This window comes from Metabacillus sp. KJ11-3 (assembly GCF_055808295.1).
The window spans coordinates 476,677-494,781 of the sequence record NZ_CM147865.1 but is presented as its reverse complement, the minus strand read 5'-3'; the positions used below and the strand labels follow the sequence as shown (position 1 = coordinate 494,781).

The window sequence follows — 18,105 nt, the reverse complement described above, 5'->3', positions numbered from 1 at the left end:
AGCAATACATTATCTTATGTGTTTGGTAAAAGAAGGGTTCTTGCCTATTCGTTTACTCGACTGCTAATGATATCTTCCCTGGACTTTGCTCTTAATTTAATTAAGCGTACCACATTCAATGTAACGGCTTTTAAGACAGCATAAGTAGGTACTGCTAGTATCATTCCGATAATTCCGCCAAAACTGCCCGCTCCAATTAACAATAATATGATCGTTAAGGGATGAGTGTTTAGGCGTTTTCCAATAATGAGAGGAGACAAAAGATTCCCATCAAGCTGTTGTACGATGGTCACAACCAGAGCTGCAAGCAACGCTTTCGTCGGAGAGTCCAGCAAAGCAATCACAACCGCTGGTGCAGCACCAATAAATGGTCCAACATATGGGATAATATTGGTAACTGCCACTACGATTCCAAGAACTAAGGCGTAATCTAAACCAATGATCATATAACCAATATAACATCCAAGTCCAACTGCTAAAGACACAATCAGCTGTCCTTGAATATACGTTGCAAGTGTTTCGTATAAGTCTTTTAAAATTTTCAGACCCTCTCCACGGTATGTGGATGGAAATAGTTTTACTGCTTCACCAGAAAATTTATGACCATCCTTTAGCATGTAAAATAGAATAAAAGGAACAGTAATAATGGTTAACGTGATATTTGTTACTACACCTAATAATTTGGAAAAACTTGAAGTAATATTTTCCGGTAAACTTGTTGCATAACCGGTTAAAGTCTGTTCAATCTGATTTAATGACACATACTCCTGCTCCATTAACCAAGTGAACCAGTGTGATTGAGACATACTTAAAATAAAATCTGTGATTTCTCTAGCATATGTAGGAAAATTACTGATTAAGTCTGACACCTGTTGTGTAACAATAGGTCCAATGAAAGAAATAATACCGGTTACAACCCCAACAAACACAATATATGGTATTAAAATGGCCAATGTTCTGGGTACCTTGTTTCTTTCGAGTAATTTTACAAGGGGATTAAAAATAAAAAATAAGATCCCGGCAATCAATATTGGAAAGAATAAGGTCGAAGTAAATACAATAATCGGCTCAAATAAAAAAGAGACCTTTGTACCTACGTAGACAATTAGAAGCAATAATAAAATTTGTAATGTCCAAAAATGAACCTTTGATTTTAACACACATTCTCCTCCAGTTTTTATTCTGCCTTTCGTCAACATTATAGGCATGAGAAACCAATATTAACCAAGGCATGATCAAGTATATAGATGTATACGTACCAAAATAAAAATTGTTTCACCTTTTTGTTATTTCATCCTATTAATCTTTGCTATCTTCATCTTATCTTCTGTATATCTTTCAGTCAAACATTCAACAGCATATCTTTTGAACACTTGGATACTGAAAAACAGACCTTTATTGGGTCTGTTTCAATGTATGGATTAAACAGATTGGCGATATTCAGACATAATCTGCTCAATCTTATAATCCAAACGTTCTATTTGTTTAAAAGCATCCTCATACTTCATCTTGCGGTAATGATGTTTACCAAATGGTTCCTCATCCATTTCATCTGCTAGTCTAACAATTTGCTGTAATGTGTTTTTCTTCATAGAATTTTCCGGTAAATATGAATCTGTATGCAGGAGAATCGCAAGAGCAATTTCCTTGGCATATTTCCGGTCCTCTCCAAGCCTGATTAAGAGCTTATGAGCACGCTCAGCCCCTTTAATTGCATGGATATCATTTTTGACATAGGCATCATAATCCCATTCTCCATTGGTATACCATTCATAATGTCCAATATCATGAAGTAATCCCGCCTTAGCGGCTAGGTCAGGATTTACGTCATACTTATTAGCGAGCTGAACAGCATATTGAGCAACTGTAATTGCATGTGAAACTCCTGAACGGGTTAGATATTTTTGTGCAATAGGATGTGTGAATATATCGATCAAGCTTACTCGTCGCATGGTAACCCTCCTATTTTTTCATGTTGGTCAATCTTACTATATACATATAACGCTATACGTTTGATATTCAGAATAATCTAACACATTTATAAAACTTCTTCAAGGAAATTGTTATATTATCTAACGTTTATCCCTGTTAATAAAGGATGCTTTTATTATTTATATGATATGAATTGAATTTTGTAACATTCCCTTCTAAAAAATGGTCTTTGATTAAGGAATAAAAAAAGAAACCACATGTGCAGTTTCTTCAAGTCAAGGTTTATATGGTATTTTCACTTCGAACAATGTTGAATATTTATTTGATTCCACATTAATCGTGCCGCCATATTTTAGCACAACTTGTTTCACAATACTAAGTCCGTCCCCTCTTGGAACTCCTCTTTTTTCCGCTTTGGTCGAATAGCCCGCCTGAAAAATTTTGTTAAGGTTTTCCTTTGAAATGGTCGGCCCAATATTCTCTACTTTAAAGACATATTTATTTTGAGTAACACGAGCTTCAATATTGATGAACCTCTCAGATTCAAGTCCTAAAAGTGTGGCATCAAAGGCATTATCTATTAAATTCGAAAATATTTTAATTAAATCAATCGTATGTATATGCTTAAACAAATGATCATCAACATGGAGATGCATATCTACCTTTTCATTTTGTGCTCTTGCCCACTTAGACTGGAGCAAAATGAAGAGTGCCGGATTCTTGATCACAACAGGCAATTCCATTGTTTCTACTTCTGTTGTTAATGAGTTCACATATTCGTATGCCCGATCTTCGCGGCCAATCTTCATTAATCCCTGGATAACTTGAATATGGTTAAGAAAATCATGACGGATTGATCGCATTGTATGAAGCATTGACTGAAACTCACCCTGGTAGGTCTCCTCTGCATCCCCGACCTGGGAGTTCACTTTTTTCGGTACCAAATTTGAAAAGCTATAAATATACTAAAAGACAACAGAACTAGCACACCACTCATAATGAATGAGGGAATACTTTTTTGCATAACATCCTGTTTTACCTTCTCAACTGATTCATATGTTAATTCCACATCAAGGGACCCATTATATCCCTCTTCACTCTTTTTTCTATTTTGAGTTTTTAATAATTCCTCTAAACTAGCAGTATCCCAAAATTCTAACTCGTGGTTTGAAGTTGGCATCGCTAAATGCCCAATTGTCAGATCGATCGTTTTAATTGTATTTAAATAAGTAACATACAAATTAAATGCTGAAAACATCATGATAAGAAACATGGTTACAGAGATAATGACGGCATACTTTTTCTTTTTATTTTGTCTAATATTCAGCCACCTCTGTCCCTCGTACTCCCTAATGAAAAACTCTATCAAATCAATATCTATAGTTAATATACAACAGTTGACATTTTATAGGGTATTTTTTCTTTATTTTCTAATTTTTTATACTATCAAAAAGTATATGAATTTTTGGATGATCGTATAAAAAAAACGAAGGCTTACGCCATTAAAACTTGTCGACAAGCCAAGTTTTTCTAATCATAAAGGAAAATGGGATATTAAGGAAGGATAAATCCCTAATACTCTTCCTAAATTATCATTATACAGCAAAAATAATCCTTTTGTCATATCTAATCATAGAACTTTGAACCTACAAAAATTCTTTTATATCATATACCCTACCATTTTCTAACGGACCAGATAAAAGATTCATTAATGTCTTTGCTACAAAACTTGGAGAACGAAGCAGCCCTTTTTCATGATATTCCTCAAATTGATCGAGAGATGAGAACTCTTCCTTAGTTGCTTTTCTAATTGTTCCTTGCATGTCTGTATCCATAATTCCAGGTGAAAATGCAATTGATATGATATTTGTTCGTTGCTCTTCTTGTTCAACCCCAACCGTTTTTGTATACATATTTAGTCCGGCTTTGGTGCTACAATAAGCACTCCATCCTGGAACCGGTCGATTCGCGGCTCCTGATGTGATATTAACAATTACAACATTTGCAGAGGTCCCTTTTGTTTCGCGAATCAAAGCCTCACTTATTAATATCGGTGTTAGTAGGTTGAGATGAACATGCAGGATTAACTCTTCTTGCTTAGCATTGCCAGCTCCTTTAATCGGGTTTACCATGCCGGCGTTATTAATCAGTGTCACTTTTTGTGCACGATCGATATCCACCATCGATAATAGTTGGTCTATTATCTCAGAAAGATGCTGTATATCTGATAAATCACATTCGATAAATGATAAAGGAATTTGTTTTTCTGATGCGACTTTTTCAAGCTTTGTGTTCAAGGTTCTTGACAAACAAATGATCTTGCAATCTTGATCAGTTATTTCATTTACAAGTGCTTCACCTAACCCTCGAGAGGCGCCTGTTACAATATAATAATTCATTTATGTCAGCTCGCTTTCAGTTGGATCGTTCTTCCAGTTTCCTTCTTCTTTTTAGCACATGCTTCCAAGGAATGCAAGAAGTTCAATACCTCATATTTGCCTTTGACAAACTAGAACCTTAATACTAAGCTAAAATCAACATATACATATATAAATTGCTAAATAAAGTAGGGATAACATGACAGGATTTTCTAAGGATCCATTTAACTATCATTTTGAACGCCTTGAGGATGTAGCAGAAAAGATTAGTGAAGTCCTTCAATGTCCAATTACAATAGAAGATGTAAATCATCGATTATTAGCATACAGCACACATGATGACAGAACTGATCCTGCCCGAATCTCCACGATAATAGGGCGAAGAGTTCCTGAAAAAGTCATTAACAGCTTATGGAAAGATGGAACCATTCCTAAACTCCTTCATACAGATGAGCCTATACGAGTTAAACATATTGATGAGGTTGGTCTTGGCAATCGCATTGCCATTTCTATTTGGAAAAATGATGAGGTACTGGGTTTTATCTGGGCTTTGGAAATTGAAAAGCAGCTCCAACAATCAGACCTGCTTCTTTTGAAAAAAGCGGCAAGAGCTGTAAAAAACAAAATGCTGAAATTACAAGTTCGTAAAACCAAGAAAGAAGAAAGGAATCAAGAATTCTTTTGGAAGCTCCTCACTGGTCATGTCTCAACAGAGCATGAAATTACTCAAAGTTTCCATGAACTAAACTTACATGTCCCCTCTCCGTTTTCGGTAGTCATTTATAAGTTTCCTCAGGAAATAAATGAAGAAGCAGAAAAGAAACTTTCATACCTGCTCCAAACCACTCAGCAGGTAACCATTCTTTTATATACATTTGATTTTGATGAACTCATCATTTTATTATCAGCAAAGAGTTCTGCACCCCTAACGGATATCAAACATTTTACTTATTCTACTATTCGTCAGCTTAACGAAAGATATCAATTTAAAAATGTAACGGCAAGTATGGGTGGGATTTTTTCATCACCGGTCTTTATTGAAAAAAGCTACAAGGAAGCGGTAGCTGTACATTCACTTAAAAAAAGGTTTCCTAAAGAAACAACGGAATTAACCAGTTTTTCCGAGCTTGGCTTTTATCAGTACTTGGATATTTTATACAACCAACGAAAAGAATCAGGTCATCAGCATTATTCTCTGACAAAATTAAAAGAATACGATCAACGGCATAGTACTAATCTTGTTCACACACTAGAAGTATTTCTTGACCATGACAGCAACGTCCATGATGCTTCAAAAGCACTTAACATTCATATTAATACATTAAATTATCGACTAAAGAGAATTTCAGAAATCGGTGAACTAAATCTTAAAAATATGAACCAAAAGATCACTATCTACTTACATTTAAAGCTCGATCATATGCCTTTGTGATTTTTCACAAAAGGATTCAAAACCTTTCTCGTTTTTAAACAAAGATATTTATATAATTTTTATTTATACTTGCTTTATTAATTAGAAATTATATAAATATTGCGTTCAAAAGGAGGAAGGTTTATTTATGATTATCGGGGTTCCAAAGGAAATAAAAAATAATGAAAATCGGGTAGCCTTAACACCTGGCGGGGTAACACAGTTAGTTGCGTTTGGTCATCACGTCTTAATTGAAGATCAGGCAGGTGTTGGAAGCGGTTTTGAGAATGAGGATTACAAACAAGCAGGTGCTGAAATTGTAGATAACGCTGAGAAAGTATGGGCAAATTCCGAAATGGTTATGAAAGTAAAAGAACCTCTGCCGTCTGAATATGCATACTTTCGAAAGGGATTAATTTTATTCACATATCTACATCTTGCTGCAGAGCCTGAATTAGCCCAAGCTTTAAAAGATCGTGGTGTAACAGCAATCGCTTATGAAACAGTTACCGTAAATCGTGCATTACCATTGCTTACCCCAATGAGTGAGGTTGCCGGACGGATGGCAGCACAAATTGGAGCGCAATTTCTAGAAAAACCTAAAGGCGGAAAAGGCATTTTATTAGCAGGTGTTCCCGGAGTAAGTCGTGGGAAAGTGACGATTATTGGGGGTGGTGTAGTCGGTACGAATGCAGCGAAGATGGCAATTGGCTTAGGTGCTGATGTGACGATCATTGATTTAAGCGCAGACCGTTTACGTCAATTGGATGATATATTTGGTACACAAATTAAAACATTAATGTCAAACCCAATGAACATTGCAACATCTGTAGCTGAAGCTGATTTACTTATTTGTGCGGTATTAATTCCAGGTGCTAAAGCGCCAACTCTCGTTACGGAAGAAATGGTCCAAGCAATGAAGCCGGGTTCTGTCATTGTTGATGTTGCGATCGATCAAGGCGGAATCGTTGAAACCGTAGACCATATTACAACACATGATAACCCAACATATGAAAAACACGGCGTCTTACATTATGCGGTTGCTAATATGCCGGGAGCTGTACCACGTACCTCAACAATTGCTCTTACAAATGTTACAGTACCGTACGCATTACAAATGGCCAATACAGGTGCATACCGAGCAATTAATGAAAGTCCTGCACTTCAAGCAGGAGTGAATGTTATGGACGGGGAAATCACATATAAAGCTGTTGCTGATGATCTTGGATTTATATATAAGCCCGTTACTGAAGTTTTAAAAAGAGAACATTTAACAAAGTAATAATAGCTCAATTTAAAAAGCTGTTAATAATCACTTTTCCTTCATCATTTTTGTTGTTGGCCGATACAAATGGTAAGGGGGTGAAACCTTGGATATTGCAGCCTTATCAATTGGATTAAATCAAGCATCACTAAATCAACATGTGAGCATTGCACTAGCTAAAAAAGTAATGGAAACTTCACAGCAAAGTAACGAACAACTGTTAAAAGCTATGGAAGCCCCACACCCCAATTTAGGTAAAAGCATTGACGTAAAAGGTTAAATCAAAAGTCCCTGTATGAATATGGGGACTTTTGAAGTCCTATTGTATTCTAATTGGTGACAAAAAACCTTTCCTAAATGTCGAAATTCCACTAACAATTCCCCTTATAATCCATCCATCATTTGGAAAAGCTGATATTATCAGGTAAGACTAGACACAATCATCATCTCAGCCTAGTTGCTCTACTATTCATCCACGTCTTGCCTGTAAATGAATTTTCATCCTACTTCCCCTACTCTTTTTTATAATGATTTCGTATATTTTATAAAAGCGTTTTTATCATTTCTTGAAAATCAATGAACAATTAATAGAAAAATTAATAGTATAGTACAACCTCCGAATTATTTTTTGACAGTTATCTTTGGGTAACTGTCCTTTTTACATCCTATATTAATTCATCTGCTCTATGCCTCAATCAAAACTGTACCTTTGCTCAAGCCAAGGGTCACCATCCATATGATAGCCGTTTCTTTCCCAAAAGCCGGGATGATTATGCTCTGTAAACTGGATTCCTCTTATCCATTTTGCGCTCTTCCAAAAATAGAGATGAGGAATAACGGCTCGAAGCGGGAAACCATGTTCCGGAGTTAACGGTTCATTGTTAAAGCTATGAGCTAGTAAAGTTGTTTCTCTCATAAAGTCATCAATTGATAGATTCGTCGTCCATCCTTCTTCTGCATAGAGGATAACGTATCTGGCATGTGAGTGAACAGTAATTCCTTCTAATAAATCTACCGTTTTAACTCCCTGCCAATACGCATCTAATTTTGACCATCCCGTAACACAATGAATATCATTTAATTGTTCTGACTGAGGGTATTCCTCTTTTAGTTCCTTTAACGTAAGAAGCTTGGGATAATCGACTAATCCATAAATTTGTAAATTCCACTTACTAATATCTTCATAGTAAGGAACATTTCCCGTATGTAAAACTGGAAATGTCGTTGTAACATTTTGATTTGGTGGAACCCTCCCGGAAGGATGTGTTTTTTTCTGTTTTCCAAAATACATGACACTACCTCCATCACTCTATTATGTTAACTTAAACCAAAAATAAGTTGACAATCTTTTCTGGATTATATTATTCTTTTTTTAAGGATCTGTTTAGAAGGGGGAAATACAATGAAACGAAAATTATCTACATACGACATATCATTAGTCGGTATGTTTGCTGCACTAATGGCTATTGGTGCTAATATTACGTCTTGGGCGCCATTTCTTCAAGTAGCAGGTGTTCCATTATCAATGCAGCCTTTTTTCTGTATATTAGCAGGGCTTTTATTAGGAAGCAGGCTTGGTGCACTGTCGATGATTATTTACGCATTAGTTGGAATTGCAGGCGCACCTGTTTTCGCTCAGTTTAGCGGTGGAATTAGTGTAATTTTCCAAAGCACCGGCGGATTTATTTTATCTTATATTGTTGCTGCTTATGCAGCAGGTAAAATTCTAGAGGTCAGTAAAGAAAAGAAGCTGACTGTTTTTATGGCTGCCTCATTTGTAGGAATTGTTCTTATTTATATTGTCGGGACAACGTATATGTGGCTTGCCTTAAATGTATGGTTGAATGCTCCGATGTCATACGGTGCTGCTTGGGGAGTTATGGCATGGTTTATTGTGAAAGATGTTGCTTTTACAGTTTTAGGTGCACTTCTTGCTCCCCGTATTTATAATGCTGTGACGAAGGCGGTTAATAAAAAAATTGCTGCTTAATGTATAAAAAGGGGCTGACCCAAAAGTCTGGACTCTAGACCTTGGGTTAGCCTTTTTTCATACTTTGATCTTTTTAATTCAGACAAACGTAAAAACCGGGATGTCCATTGCACTCCAGACACAAGATTCGCCGCGGTGGTCTCAGCCTTCCCTCTACTTCCCGCAGGAGTCGAGTCTCTTCCGCTTCATTTCACTATAAAGTTCAATATTATTCAAATGCAACAATCTTTATGAAAACTGGCTTTAGAAAACACACTATACAAAGCATTTTTTATTTATTTAATACTTTCATCATATCTTTCTAAGTATTGTTGCTCTTGTTCTTCTGACATGATACCGGTTGCTTTTCCGATTGTTCCTCCTTGAATGCTCCAGATGGCATTGTGATCTTCATCTGCTTGTGAGAAATCGCCTTCCTTCCAGCGGGTTAATATGTCCATCATTACTTCCTCATGTTCATATTGACCATTTTCTACAACATTGAATAGAAACAAGACTCGCTCATCTGTCATTTCGTAATGTAACCACTTTTCATCTGCAATTACCTTTTGATGAGACATTCCGTGCATATAATTAAGAATATCATCTTCAGATAAAGATGCCTGCTCACTTCCGAACGGGTTATTACTCATTACTACTTCTTCAGATACAACCTCCTCGGGAGTTTTCGCGCTTTCTTCAACGTCTTCTACCTTCTGGGCAGTTGTTGGTGTTGTTTTTTGATTCAACATATCAAAAAGAATATACCCTAAAAACCCGAAACAAACAGCAACAACTACTACACTAGCTATTATCCACTTATGCTTTTTTATCCAAGACACTTATAACACCCTCCATAGAAGTATTTTACTTGTTAGCTTACTCAATAGCTTATCTATCAAAAGAATAATGATTCCATAAGATAAAGATAGTCTAGTATCATCATACAATGGATAAATTAGGGTAAACAAGAAAAGACTTTGTCGAAATAAATCAGATTCATATTTTTTACTATTCTGCTCTGTTATATGTATAATGTTTACTAGTTTTGGTTATAAAAATAGTAGAGTACATGAAAGAGGTGTGAATATGAAAACATTAGTTGTAAAAAAATATTTCTTAGATATAAAAGATAGAGAGGCATTCGAGAGAGAGATACTGGAGCACCATCCCGAATTGATAGAAACGATATTTGGATGGGATGACGAAGAATTGGTGGAACATTTACATATGATTAAGAAAAGCACAAGCGTCTCGATCAGTAGCGACAAGCTTAAGGCGATTTGGAATTGAAGGCGTTCTTTGCCTTCAATTTCAAATTGACTAGACCCTAGAGGGGCTAGTCGCTGGGGCTAGACACCTGCACTAAGTACAAGGTTTGAAACTTTCTTATCTGTTCGAAAAAAAACTTGGTAAAATAAAACCAAGTTTTTTTCCTTTATGTTCTTCTAAAGAATTATAGCTGCGATCCAACCGAAAATAATAAGTGGAATATTATAGTGAACAAAGGTCGGTACACATGTATCCCAAATATGATGATGATTCCCATCTGCAGCTAAACCAGATGTTGGACCAAGTGTACTGTCAGATGCAGGTGAGCCTGCATCTCCAAGTGCTGCAGCTGTTCCGACTATCGCAACTGTTGCCATTGGGCTAAATCCTAACTCCAGACATAGTGGAACGAAAATAGTCGTGATAATAGGAATTGTTGAAAAGGATGAGCCAATCCCCATTGTGATAAGAAGACCAACAATTAACATTAACAATGCACCAAGTGCCTGATTTCCATCAATTAACCCGGCAGCATCTTCTACAAGCTTTTCAACATGGCCAGTTTCTTTTAACACACTAGCAAATCCTGATGCTGTAATCATAACGAAGCCAATAAACGCCATCATCTTCATTCCGTTTGTCATCATAGCATCTGCTTCATTACGCTTTAGTACACCACCAATATATAAAATACTTAAGCCGGCTAACGCACCAAAAATCATTCCTTCAACCTCAAGCTTTTGGGATAAAAAGAGCTGAACGGAAAGTGATACAAATATGGCGAAAACGGCAATAGTAATACTTCTTTTCGTGTACACTTGTGCCACTTGTTGACCTGATATTTCACGGGTTTCATATTGTCTTTTTTTGCGATAAGTAAAGAAAACCGCTATAAGCAGGCCACACACCATGCCAATAGCCGGGATGGCCATTGCTGTTGGAATAGAAGATAAGGAAACAGTTAATCCACTCTCCTGCATATTCGTTTGCATAATGCCGTGAAAGATGGCCCCAAACCCAACAGGTAAAAACATATATGGCGTAATTAATCCAAATGTCATAACTGCTGCAATTAATCGTCGATCTACTTCAAGCTGATTCAAAACTTTCAAAAGGGGCGGAATAAGCACCGGGATAAAGGCAATATGTACCGGTACCAGGTTTTGAGAAAAAATCGCCATCATTAAGATTAGAAATACAATAAGTGCCTTAGATAACGTTTTTCTTCTCGCTTCTCCCTCACGACCAACAACTTTAATCACACTAGAAACCATCGCATCTGGTAATCCTGTTTTCGTTAATGCAACAGCAAATGCTCCTAGTAAGGCATAACTTAGTGCTACAGTTGCATTTCCACCTAAACCGTTTGTAAACGTCTCAATCGTTGCGGCTAACCCTAAACCTCCTGTTAGACCACCTATTAAAGCTCCAATCACAAGAGCAAAAACAACATTTATTCTTAATAAACTTAAAATTAGCATAACAATTACTGCTATTAAAACTGCATTCACCGTCAAGACCCCCGAAATCCTTTAGTTTGCTAATATAGTAGAGAAATAAAACATCGGAATTAAACTTATCATATTTGCTTGAAATCTGTCAATTAGTATATCAAGATATTAAATACTAGCTCCTTTTTAAAACACGCAAGCCTTCGGCACCCCGATGAATATAAAAGCCCTTTCATTTTCCTTTTCTTAAAAATTTTAACTTTTTATATTAAAATCATTTCCAGTTTGTCCGATATAAACACTGGTCAAGTGTAACATTGGCCAAACAACGGCAAACTTATTGAAAAATAAGGACGCAAAACTATGGGTCTAAGGCAATCGCTATGGCTGCCAAGTTGCAAATGCTAATTTTATTCCCTTCTTGGTTGTTCACCTTAGATCCTCGCTACAAAAGAGAGGAGACATACAATGTCAAAAGGTAATTATGAAATTAAAGTAAATCATGGTGCAAAAATTGTGGAGATGTTTATTGGCGGTACATTTACTCCAACAGATGTGCAAAACTTCGTCAGTGATTATCAGAAAGAGGTTTCAGCAATTAACGCTCCTGTTTTCACTCTTGAGATCGATTGTTCCTATATGGACCTTCTTAAACAAGAAATGATTCCAAGCTTAGAAAATTCCTACAAGATGTATAAGGAATCAGGATTCAAAAAAGTTATTTTCAAAATCAAACAAAATCCTGTGTTAAAACTTCAATTAAATCGCCTTGCAAGAAATACAGGATTAACCAATGCTGAAGTAATGGAAGGTTAATAACTTTTTAGGATGAATCAAAGTACTATACCTTGACTCATCCTCTTTTTTATTTCACAAATATAGGAGGAATACACTTTGCAATATGTAAAAATACATTCTGTTGATATTTATCATCCAACAAAAGTTGTTGATAACACCTATTTTATCAATCATTTTCAACAGAGAGAAAAAGATATTACGCGGTTTCTTGATCATATGGGACGAAAAAAACGTTATATCATTGATAACCCTGATGAGAATAGTTTAACAATGGCAATTGAAGCAGCCAAACGGGTTCTTACTAAAGCTAATATGAGTGGAAAAGATATTGATTTAATTATGTTCTCATCACAAATTCCTGAATACACATTTCCTACAAATGCTACATATTTACATGATGCAATTGGGGCTGGCTCACAAACCATTCTATTAGATTCAAATGCAAATTGCGCCGGTATGACTGTCGCCGTTGATTATACTTCAAGGTATATGTTAACAAGTAAGGATATCAAAACTGCCTTAATAGTCGGGTCAGATTATAACTCTATCATTAGCGACCCTGAAGATGAAATAACATTTTCGAATTATGGTGATGCAGCGGCAGCTGTTATATTAGAAAAAACGGATGTTGAAACAGGTTTTATTGACTCCATATATTTTACAGACTCGATTAATAAGGATAAAATTTTATATCCCGCAAAAGGCTTATCCAATGTTCTACAAAACAAGGAACAAGGAAAGTATATCAAGTGGCTTCCTTTTGATGGGAATATCGCCCTGCCTCCCACTTATAATATGATCCAAAAACTATTGGACCGTAATAATTTACAAGCAAGTGATATCAGTTGTTATTGCTTTTCTCAATTTTCTTTAGCCAATATTTTAAAAATACAAGAGAAGTTTGACATACTTGATAAACAAATTGTTTATGTTGGTGATCGTTTCGGATATACGGGAACCTCCAGCCCGTTTTTGGCATTACACGAAGCAATAAATAGGGGAACTGTTAAAAGAGGGGATTATATTTTATTTTGGACAATCGGTTCCGGATATCAATTAGTATCCATGTTATTTCAATATTAATAGAAGTGTAAAAATATCACGAGTGACAGGTACATCTTGTAAGTAACTGCCACTCGTTTTCGCCACCAAATTCCCTACACTTACATACTGTTATTGACTAACTTCAAACCTCTCAACAAATGTTGCTAGTGTTCTTGCCATTACACCTGTTGCACCTGATGGGCCAAGTTCGCTTTCTTTTGACGTTGTTGCTGTCCCCGCAATATCAAGATGTACCCATGGTGTATGTTCAGCAAATTCACCAATAAAGGTTCCTGCCATAATCGCATGCCCTTCTCGACCGGGTGAATTATTCAGATCAGCCATTTTACTATTTCGAACTCTTTTTTTATCGTTTTCCGAAATCGGCAAACGCCATACAGGCTCATCACATTCATGTGATGCTTGAAGAACTTGTTCAAATATCTCTTCATTATTTGTCATGGCACCAGTCGTTTCAGTTCCTAAAGCAATGATGACTCCTCCTGTTAAAGTGGCTACATCTACTAAGTAATTCGCTCCATGGAATTTAGCATATGTAACGCCGTCTGCTAGTGCCAAACGACCTTCTGCATCCGTATTTAGTACCTCAATCGTTTTGCCGCTTAAAGAAACAATGACATCATCGGGCTTAAATGCTCCACCACTTATCATGTTGTCTGTTGATGGAATAACAGCTACAACATTTTGTTCAGGCCTTGTTTCACCAATAATCTCCATGGCTCCAAGCACTGCTGCGGCACCACCCATATCTGTTTTCATGCCGACAATTCCATCCTTAGGTTTGATAGAATAACCACCTGTATCATAGGTAATTCCTTTTCCAACAAGTCCAATAACATCTTTCCATTCTTCTTTTCCTTGATACTTTAACACAATCATTTTTGGAGGCTCTTCTGACCCTTTGTTGACAGCTAACAGAGCCCCCATCCCAAGACGCTCCATATCTTCCTTTTCAAGGATCTCATACTCAAAATTATATCTCTTGGCAAGCTCTACAGAATACGTGGCTAATTCTGTCGCTGTTAACAGATTAGGTGGCATATTTGTTAGTGTTCTTGCACTGTTTGTACCTGTTCCAAATGCATACCCAACCTCGAGACTTGATTTTATTTCATCCAGCTTTCCATTTTCTGAAAAAACATAAACCGTTTCAATCTTTTTTTCAGGTTCATTAGATTTTAGCTTATAATCTAAAATTTTATATGTCGCGAGGACAGAAGCCTCTGAAAGCGCGTGGGCAATATCATTTATGTCATTTTCTTCATGGCGAAAAGAATCAAGTGCAATTGCAATACTTTGATGTTTTGCCTTTTGAAGGGTTTGAAATAACTCTCCAAAAGCTCTCTTTAATCGATCAAAGGTTAGGTTCTCCTCTTTTCCCAAACCAACAAAGTAAATACGTTTAAAAGAATGCTTCCCCAGGGTATGTAGCTTAGTAATAGATTTGTATTTTGTTTGCAGGTCTCCGTCTTTTAATAACTGAGATAGATCACCTTTTAGTTGTTCATCGATCTCACTAGCTAAACCTGTTAGTTTGCTTGTTTTTTGATATAGTCCAATAACAAGTGTTTCTTGATCTTTGATTTGCTCTAATTGATGATGTACTTTAAATATCATCTCTGCACCTCCGTATATGTATACAGTTCCATTTTAAAGCACAAAGTTTAAAAAGTATAATAAGGTGTAAATGAATAAGTGAAAAAGGTTTTCTGAACAAATTCTTTTCACGAGTAGAAGATGCAGGATGGTTATATGCTATAATGAAGAAAATCTTTTATCTTTTATCTGTTATCTATTTACAGTTTAGAGAGGTTTTATGCTGTTGAATCTAGGGCTTTAGATCAAGGTGAAATGACTCCAATCACTCTGTTTAAATAGATGAATACTTCGTTAGAATGCAGAATGAAAGGAGCATAACATTGGAATTACTATATAATTTTCCCTTACTCGCTTCTCTGGCGGCTATTTTCTTTGCACAATTCATTAAAGTTCCGATCTACTTTATTGTTTCAAAAAAATTGGATTGGTCTTTAATCACAAGTACAGGAGGAATGCCGAGTTCGCATTCAGCTGCTGTTACTGCCCTTTCAACAGGTGTTGCACTTGATCATGGCTTGGATTCCTCCATCTTTGCTATTTCGGCTGTATTCGCCATTATTACCATGTTTGATGCAACCGGAGTCAGAAGACATGCTGGTGAGCAAGCAACTGTACTTAATCAGCTTGTATTAGATTTCAATAAATTCGTCGAAGAAGCAAAGGTTTGGCCTAAAAAGGCTGAACAGGATAAACAAAAAAAATTAAAAGAACTGCTTGGTCATCAACCAATTGAAGTATTTTTTGGAGGATTAACAGGTATATTACTTGCTTTACTATTGCATTATCTTTTTATGATGTAGATACAGGGCTAAAACGAAATGATGTATACATAGAGAAAAGCTAATGGCTGCGTACCATTAGCTTTTTGTTTTACTTTTTATATATTTTTGTCTGAATACCTGCATAGATTCTTCTTCATTTAAATTTTTTAATTGTTCTTCTGTTAATGCTCCATTACCCATTTGTACAACGTAAACATCCAATTGTTTTTTTCCCCAGCTATTATACACGTCTTTTACTGTTTCATAATAGAGATCCAATCGGTTTCCTTTTATTGCTCCACCTTTATCAGCTACAACTCCATAGCCATATCCTGGAATAAAGAGGATTGTCCCTAAAGGGAATACGTCTAAATCAGCTGCAACCGTTGAATATAGGTCACGTTTTACTTTAACACCTGAATATGTAATTCCATAGCTTGGATGATTAGGGCTTTTACCTGTTGATTCTACACCCGCTGTATATCCTGTTGCCACTACTTTTCTCACCGGGTATTGTGACCAATCAATAGCTTCTTCTAATGACATATCTTGATTTACCGTCTCAACACGTGAAGATATCTCTGTTTGGACAGATGGTTCACTATTCATTGTCTTAAATGTGAGCCCTAAAACACGAAATGTACCACTTTCTTCACCATTTGTATGATCTTTAGCATACCAATTCACTACATCTTTTGCTTCTACTCCGGATATAACTTCAAAAGTTGTCGTTAGTGCACAAAGAAATAATATCGACATGAAAAGCCTTCTACACACTCTTTTTATACTGATCATATCTTCCCTATTCACTCCTCTCACAAATCTATTCGTTCCCAATTTGGTGAGGAAATATTCATTTTTAACGGGAAACATACTCTAGCAGTTTGAATGTGTTCTTTATTTCCTATGGGCTTTTTTTACATACTTTGTTGTTATTTTGGTCTTTAAACATAAGTACAGGTTCATCCATTGCGCTCCATACAACAAAAAGGCTGATCATCAACAATGTGATGATCAGCCTTTTTGTAATGTTATTAAAACATTTGGTAACCTCTTTTTCGAAGCATTTTAATGATTATGCCTGAAAGAATTGCTCCAAATAGTCCTGAAGATAAAATCAGTATGTCAGCTAAAGCTAATGACAGAATTTTATTTCCTAACGCTGAAAATGAGGCACCGGGTTTTTGAAAATATTCAATAAATCTTACATTATCTATAATAAAAATGCAGACAATCGGGTACACAATTGCCATAATCCAAGACATGCGTAAGAGCATATTTAATAAAAATCCAATACCGAAAAATAAAACTAAAAATAATAGCATTGATATTAGTAAAACAGGTAAGCTTAACATGTCTATCACCTCCATTACACCAACTTTAGTGTACTGAACAAAAGATAGACAGTCAATCATAACTAAGTGAACGTTTTATGACTTCTTCCCTGTTCCCTCACAGTTATTACAAGTTTCGGAGCCACCTAAGATCAATTGAAAATATCCTATTCCATCACAGTACGGACATTCCTTCGTTTCTACCTTAGTTGTTGTACTCATATAAGCCTCTCCTTTAGAAAATAAATGGTTGTAATATAATATACCAATTATTCTGACAATAATAAAGGGAGAAAACCTGACACAGATGTTTATGTAAGCGAATACAACACGTATTTCCCTTGAATTTCTTTATCTTGCTTATTTTTTAGAAAATTACAAAAATAAAGCGTAGGAACTATAGCCAAATTGATTCCCCGGATGAAAGTGATCATATTTAATTAATTTCGGCTTTATATTTCTATTTGCCAAATCTTTAATCAAATTCGATGAATCAGGATTCATGACTAATTCTTCGGGCAGCATGAAGATTACTTCCTCCAGCTCTTTCTCTTGAGTGACAATATCCTTTGTTATGGCAGTTAAAGAAAAAATAATCATGTTATCACTTATGTGGTCTCCAATTACACCTGACCTAATCCCAACTACTCCATTTACGGTAGCTGTAATCCCTGTCTCTTCTTTAATTTCTCTTAATACTGCTTCATCAATCGTTTCACCCTGCTCGACAAATCCGGCAGGAAGGGACCACAGTCCTTTTAGTCCATACTTTTTCTTAACAACAAGCCACTCACCATTCTCATTCTCTACAATACCTGAAACAGCAAGCCAGACATTTCCCCTTTTAGAGTGACTCAACTATCCCACTTCT

General features: G+C 36.0%; 21 protein-coding genes and 1 riboswitch. Of the genes, 8 read left to right on the top strand and 13 right to left on the bottom strand.

From position 1 onward, the window contains the following. Positions 1-44: 44 nt before the first annotated feature. From AC0L8O_RS02600 to AC0L8O_RS02580, 5 genes are all read right to left on the bottom strand, one after another. Positions 45-1,160 carry an AI-2E family transporter gene (locus AC0L8O_RS02600; RefSeq protein ID WP_473446484.1) on the bottom strand — a complete coding sequence of 372 codons (1,116 nt, stop codon included), beginning with the start codon at positions 1,158-1,160 and terminating at the stop codon, positions 45-47. Between the two features lie 261 nt (positions 1,161-1,421). Further along, entirely contained in the window at positions 1,422-1,952 is a 531-nt protein-coding gene (locus tag AC0L8O_RS02595; RefSeq protein ID WP_026559006.1) for an HD domain-containing protein, read from the bottom strand. 255 nt (positions 1,953-2,207) lie between these two features. After that, the gene (locus AC0L8O_RS02590; protein ID WP_473446483.1) at positions 2,208-2,807 is read right to left on the bottom strand and encodes a sensor histidine kinase; all 600 of its coding nucleotides are present in this window, start codon (positions 2,805-2,807) and stop codon (positions 2,208-2,210) included. Between the two features lie 50 nt (positions 2,808-2,857). Continuing rightward, positions 2,858-3,301 carry a hypothetical protein gene (locus AC0L8O_RS02585; protein ID WP_473446482.1) on the bottom strand — a complete coding sequence of 148 codons (444 nt, stop codon included), beginning with the start codon at positions 3,299-3,301 and terminating at the stop codon, positions 2,858-2,860. Between the two features lie 277 nt (positions 3,302-3,578). Continuing rightward, on the bottom strand, positions 3,579-4,331 hold the full coding sequence (locus AC0L8O_RS02580; RefSeq protein WP_473446481.1) for a (S)-benzoin forming benzil reductase: 753 nt from the start codon (positions 4,329-4,331) through the stop codon (positions 3,579-3,581). A 178-nt stretch (positions 4,332-4,509) separates the two neighbouring features. Here AC0L8O_RS02580 and AC0L8O_RS02575 point away from each other — a divergent pair, with 178 nt between their 5' ends. The 3 genes from AC0L8O_RS02575 (at position 4,510) to AC0L8O_RS02565 (ending at position 7,265) form a co-directional block, all read left to right on the top strand. Next, on the top strand, positions 4,510-5,742 hold the full coding sequence (locus AC0L8O_RS02575) for a PucR family transcriptional regulator (protein ID WP_473446480.1): 1,233 nt from the start codon (positions 4,510-4,512) through the stop codon (positions 5,740-5,742). Positions 5,743-5,869: 127 nt separating this feature from the next. After that, positions 5,870-7,003, top strand: coding sequence for an alanine dehydrogenase (ald, locus tag AC0L8O_RS02570; RefSeq protein ID WP_473446479.1), 1,134 nt, complete (start codon positions 5,870-5,872; stop codon positions 7,001-7,003). An 88-nt stretch (positions 7,004-7,091) separates the two neighbouring features. Further along, on the top strand, positions 7,092-7,265 hold the full coding sequence (locus AC0L8O_RS02565) for a YjfB family protein (protein ID WP_473446478.1): 174 nt from the start codon (positions 7,092-7,094) through the stop codon (positions 7,263-7,265). A gap of 411 nt (positions 7,266-7,676) precedes the next feature. Here AC0L8O_RS02565 and AC0L8O_RS02560 read toward each other — a convergent pair whose 3' ends face one another. Beyond that, positions 7,677-8,276 (bottom strand): sulfite oxidase-like oxidoreductase, encoded by a 600-nt coding sequence (locus AC0L8O_RS02560; RefSeq protein ID WP_473446477.1) that lies wholly within the window; start codon positions 8,274-8,276, stop codon positions 7,677-7,679. Positions 8,277-8,387: 111 nt separating this feature from the next. Between AC0L8O_RS02560 and AC0L8O_RS02555 the strand changes: the two genes are divergently transcribed. Next, the gene (locus AC0L8O_RS02555; RefSeq protein ID WP_473446476.1) at positions 8,388-8,975 is read left to right on the top strand and encodes a biotin transporter BioY; all 588 of its coding nucleotides are present in this window, start codon (positions 8,388-8,390) and stop codon (positions 8,973-8,975) included. A gap of 275 nt (positions 8,976-9,250) precedes the next feature. Here AC0L8O_RS02555 and AC0L8O_RS02550 read toward each other — a convergent pair whose 3' ends face one another. Continuing rightward, positions 9,251-9,796 (bottom strand): DUF6241 domain-containing protein, encoded by a 546-nt coding sequence (locus tag AC0L8O_RS02550; protein ID WP_051475389.1) that lies wholly within the window; start codon positions 9,794-9,796, stop codon positions 9,251-9,253. A 247-nt stretch (positions 9,797-10,043) separates the two neighbouring features. Here AC0L8O_RS02550 and AC0L8O_RS02545 point away from each other — a divergent pair, with 247 nt between their 5' ends. After that, positions 10,044-10,247, top strand: coding sequence for a hypothetical protein (locus AC0L8O_RS02545; protein WP_473446474.1), 204 nt, complete (start codon positions 10,044-10,046; stop codon positions 10,245-10,247). 155 nt (positions 10,248-10,402) lie between these two features. On the opposite strand, the gene AC0L8O_RS02540 is transcribed toward AC0L8O_RS02545, so the two are convergent. Beyond that, positions 10,403-11,737 carry a Na+/H+ antiporter family protein gene (locus AC0L8O_RS02540; RefSeq protein ID WP_473446473.1) on the bottom strand — a complete coding sequence of 445 codons (1,335 nt, stop codon included), beginning with the start codon at positions 11,735-11,737 and terminating at the stop codon, positions 10,403-10,405. Positions 11,738-11,997: 260 nt separating this feature from the next. After that, a riboswitch (cyclic di-GMP riboswitch) is annotated at positions 11,998-12,080 on the top strand. Between the two features lie 65 nt (positions 12,081-12,145). Here AC0L8O_RS02540 and AC0L8O_RS02535 point away from each other — a divergent pair. After that, a complete protein-coding gene (locus tag AC0L8O_RS02535; protein ID WP_026559014.1) occupies positions 12,146-12,493 on the top strand; it encodes a hypothetical protein in 348 nt (115 codons plus the stop codon). A 78-nt stretch (positions 12,494-12,571) separates the two neighbouring features. Continuing rightward, the gene (locus tag AC0L8O_RS02530; protein WP_473446472.1) at positions 12,572-13,558 is read left to right on the top strand and encodes a ketoacyl-ACP synthase III; all 987 of its coding nucleotides are present in this window, start codon (positions 12,572-12,574) and stop codon (positions 13,556-13,558) included. A gap of 90 nt (positions 13,559-13,648) precedes the next feature. Here AC0L8O_RS02530 and AC0L8O_RS02525 read toward each other — a convergent pair whose 3' ends face one another. Further along, positions 13,649-15,154, bottom strand: coding sequence for a leucyl aminopeptidase (locus AC0L8O_RS02525; protein WP_473448606.1), 1,506 nt, complete (start codon positions 15,152-15,154; stop codon positions 13,649-13,651). Positions 15,155-15,459: 305 nt separating this feature from the next. On the opposite strand from AC0L8O_RS02525, the gene AC0L8O_RS02520 reads away from it, so the two are divergent. Beyond that, positions 15,460-15,939, top strand: a complete 480-nt coding sequence (locus tag AC0L8O_RS02520; protein ID WP_251681714.1) for a divergent PAP2 family protein — start codon at positions 15,460-15,462, stop codon at positions 15,937-15,939. Positions 15,940-15,996: 57 nt separating this feature from the next. Here the strand turns inward: AC0L8O_RS02520 and AC0L8O_RS02515 are convergent, their stop codons facing one another. From AC0L8O_RS02515 to AC0L8O_RS02500, 4 genes are all read right to left on the bottom strand, one after another. Beyond that, positions 15,997-16,695 (bottom strand): 3D domain-containing protein, encoded by a 699-nt coding sequence (locus tag AC0L8O_RS02515; RefSeq protein ID WP_473446471.1) that lies wholly within the window; start codon positions 16,693-16,695, stop codon positions 15,997-15,999. Positions 16,696-16,934: 239 nt separating this feature from the next. Then, entirely contained in the window at positions 16,935-17,255 is a 321-nt protein-coding gene (locus AC0L8O_RS02510; protein ID WP_026559019.1) for a YuiB family protein, read from the bottom strand. A 75-nt stretch (positions 17,256-17,330) separates the two neighbouring features. Beyond that, entirely contained in the window at positions 17,331-17,456 is a 126-nt protein-coding gene (locus AC0L8O_RS02505) for a YuiA family protein (protein ID WP_473446470.1), read from the bottom strand. Positions 17,457-17,609: 153 nt separating this feature from the next. Further along, entirely contained in the window at positions 17,610-18,092 is a 483-nt protein-coding gene (locus tag AC0L8O_RS02500; protein ID WP_473446468.1) for an NUDIX domain-containing protein, read from the bottom strand. Between the last annotated feature and the right edge of the window lie 13 nt (positions 18,093-18,105).

Bases quoted from the DNA above. Each gene is read 5' to 3' on its own strand.
- AC0L8O_RS02595 (WP_026559006.1), bottom strand. From the start codon at position 1,952: ATGCGACGAGTAAGCTTGATCGATATATTCACACATCCTATTGCACAA.
- AC0L8O_RS02590 (WP_473446483.1), bottom strand. From the start codon at position 2,807: ATGCTTCATACAATGCGATCAATCCGTCATGATTTTCTTAACCATATT.
- AC0L8O_RS02580 (WP_473446481.1), bottom strand. From the start codon at position 4,331: ATGAATTATTATATTGTAACAGGCGCCTCTCGAGGGTTAGGTGAAGCA.
- AC0L8O_RS02575 (WP_473446480.1), top strand. From the start codon at position 4,510: ATGACAGGATTTTCTAAGGATCCATTTAACTATCATTTTGAACGCCTT.
- ald (WP_473446479.1), top strand. From the start codon at position 5,870: ATGATTATCGGGGTTCCAAAGGAAATAAAAAATAATGAAAATCGGGTA.
- AC0L8O_RS02560 (WP_473446477.1), bottom strand. From the start codon at position 8,276: ATGTATTTTGGAAAACAGAAAAAAACACATCCTTCCGGGAGGGTTCCA.
- AC0L8O_RS02555 (WP_473446476.1), top strand. From the start codon at position 8,388: ATGAAACGAAAATTATCTACATACGACATATCATTAGTCGGTATGTTT.
- AC0L8O_RS02545 (WP_473446474.1), top strand. From the start codon at position 10,044: ATGAAAACATTAGTTGTAAAAAAATATTTCTTAGATATAAAAGATAGA.
- AC0L8O_RS02535 (WP_026559014.1), top strand. From the start codon at position 12,146: ATGTCAAAAGGTAATTATGAAATTAAAGTAAATCATGGTGCAAAAATT.
- AC0L8O_RS02515 (WP_473446471.1), bottom strand. From the start codon at position 16,695: ATGATCAGTATAAAAAGAGTGTGTAGAAGGCTTTTCATGTCGATATTA.
- AC0L8O_RS02510 (WP_026559019.1), bottom strand. From the start codon at position 17,255: ATGTTAAGCTTACCTGTTTTACTAATATCAATGCTATTATTTTTAGTT.
- AC0L8O_RS02505 (WP_473446470.1), bottom strand. From the start codon at position 17,456: ATGAGTACAACAACTAAGGTAGAAACGAAGGAATGTCCGTACTGTGAT.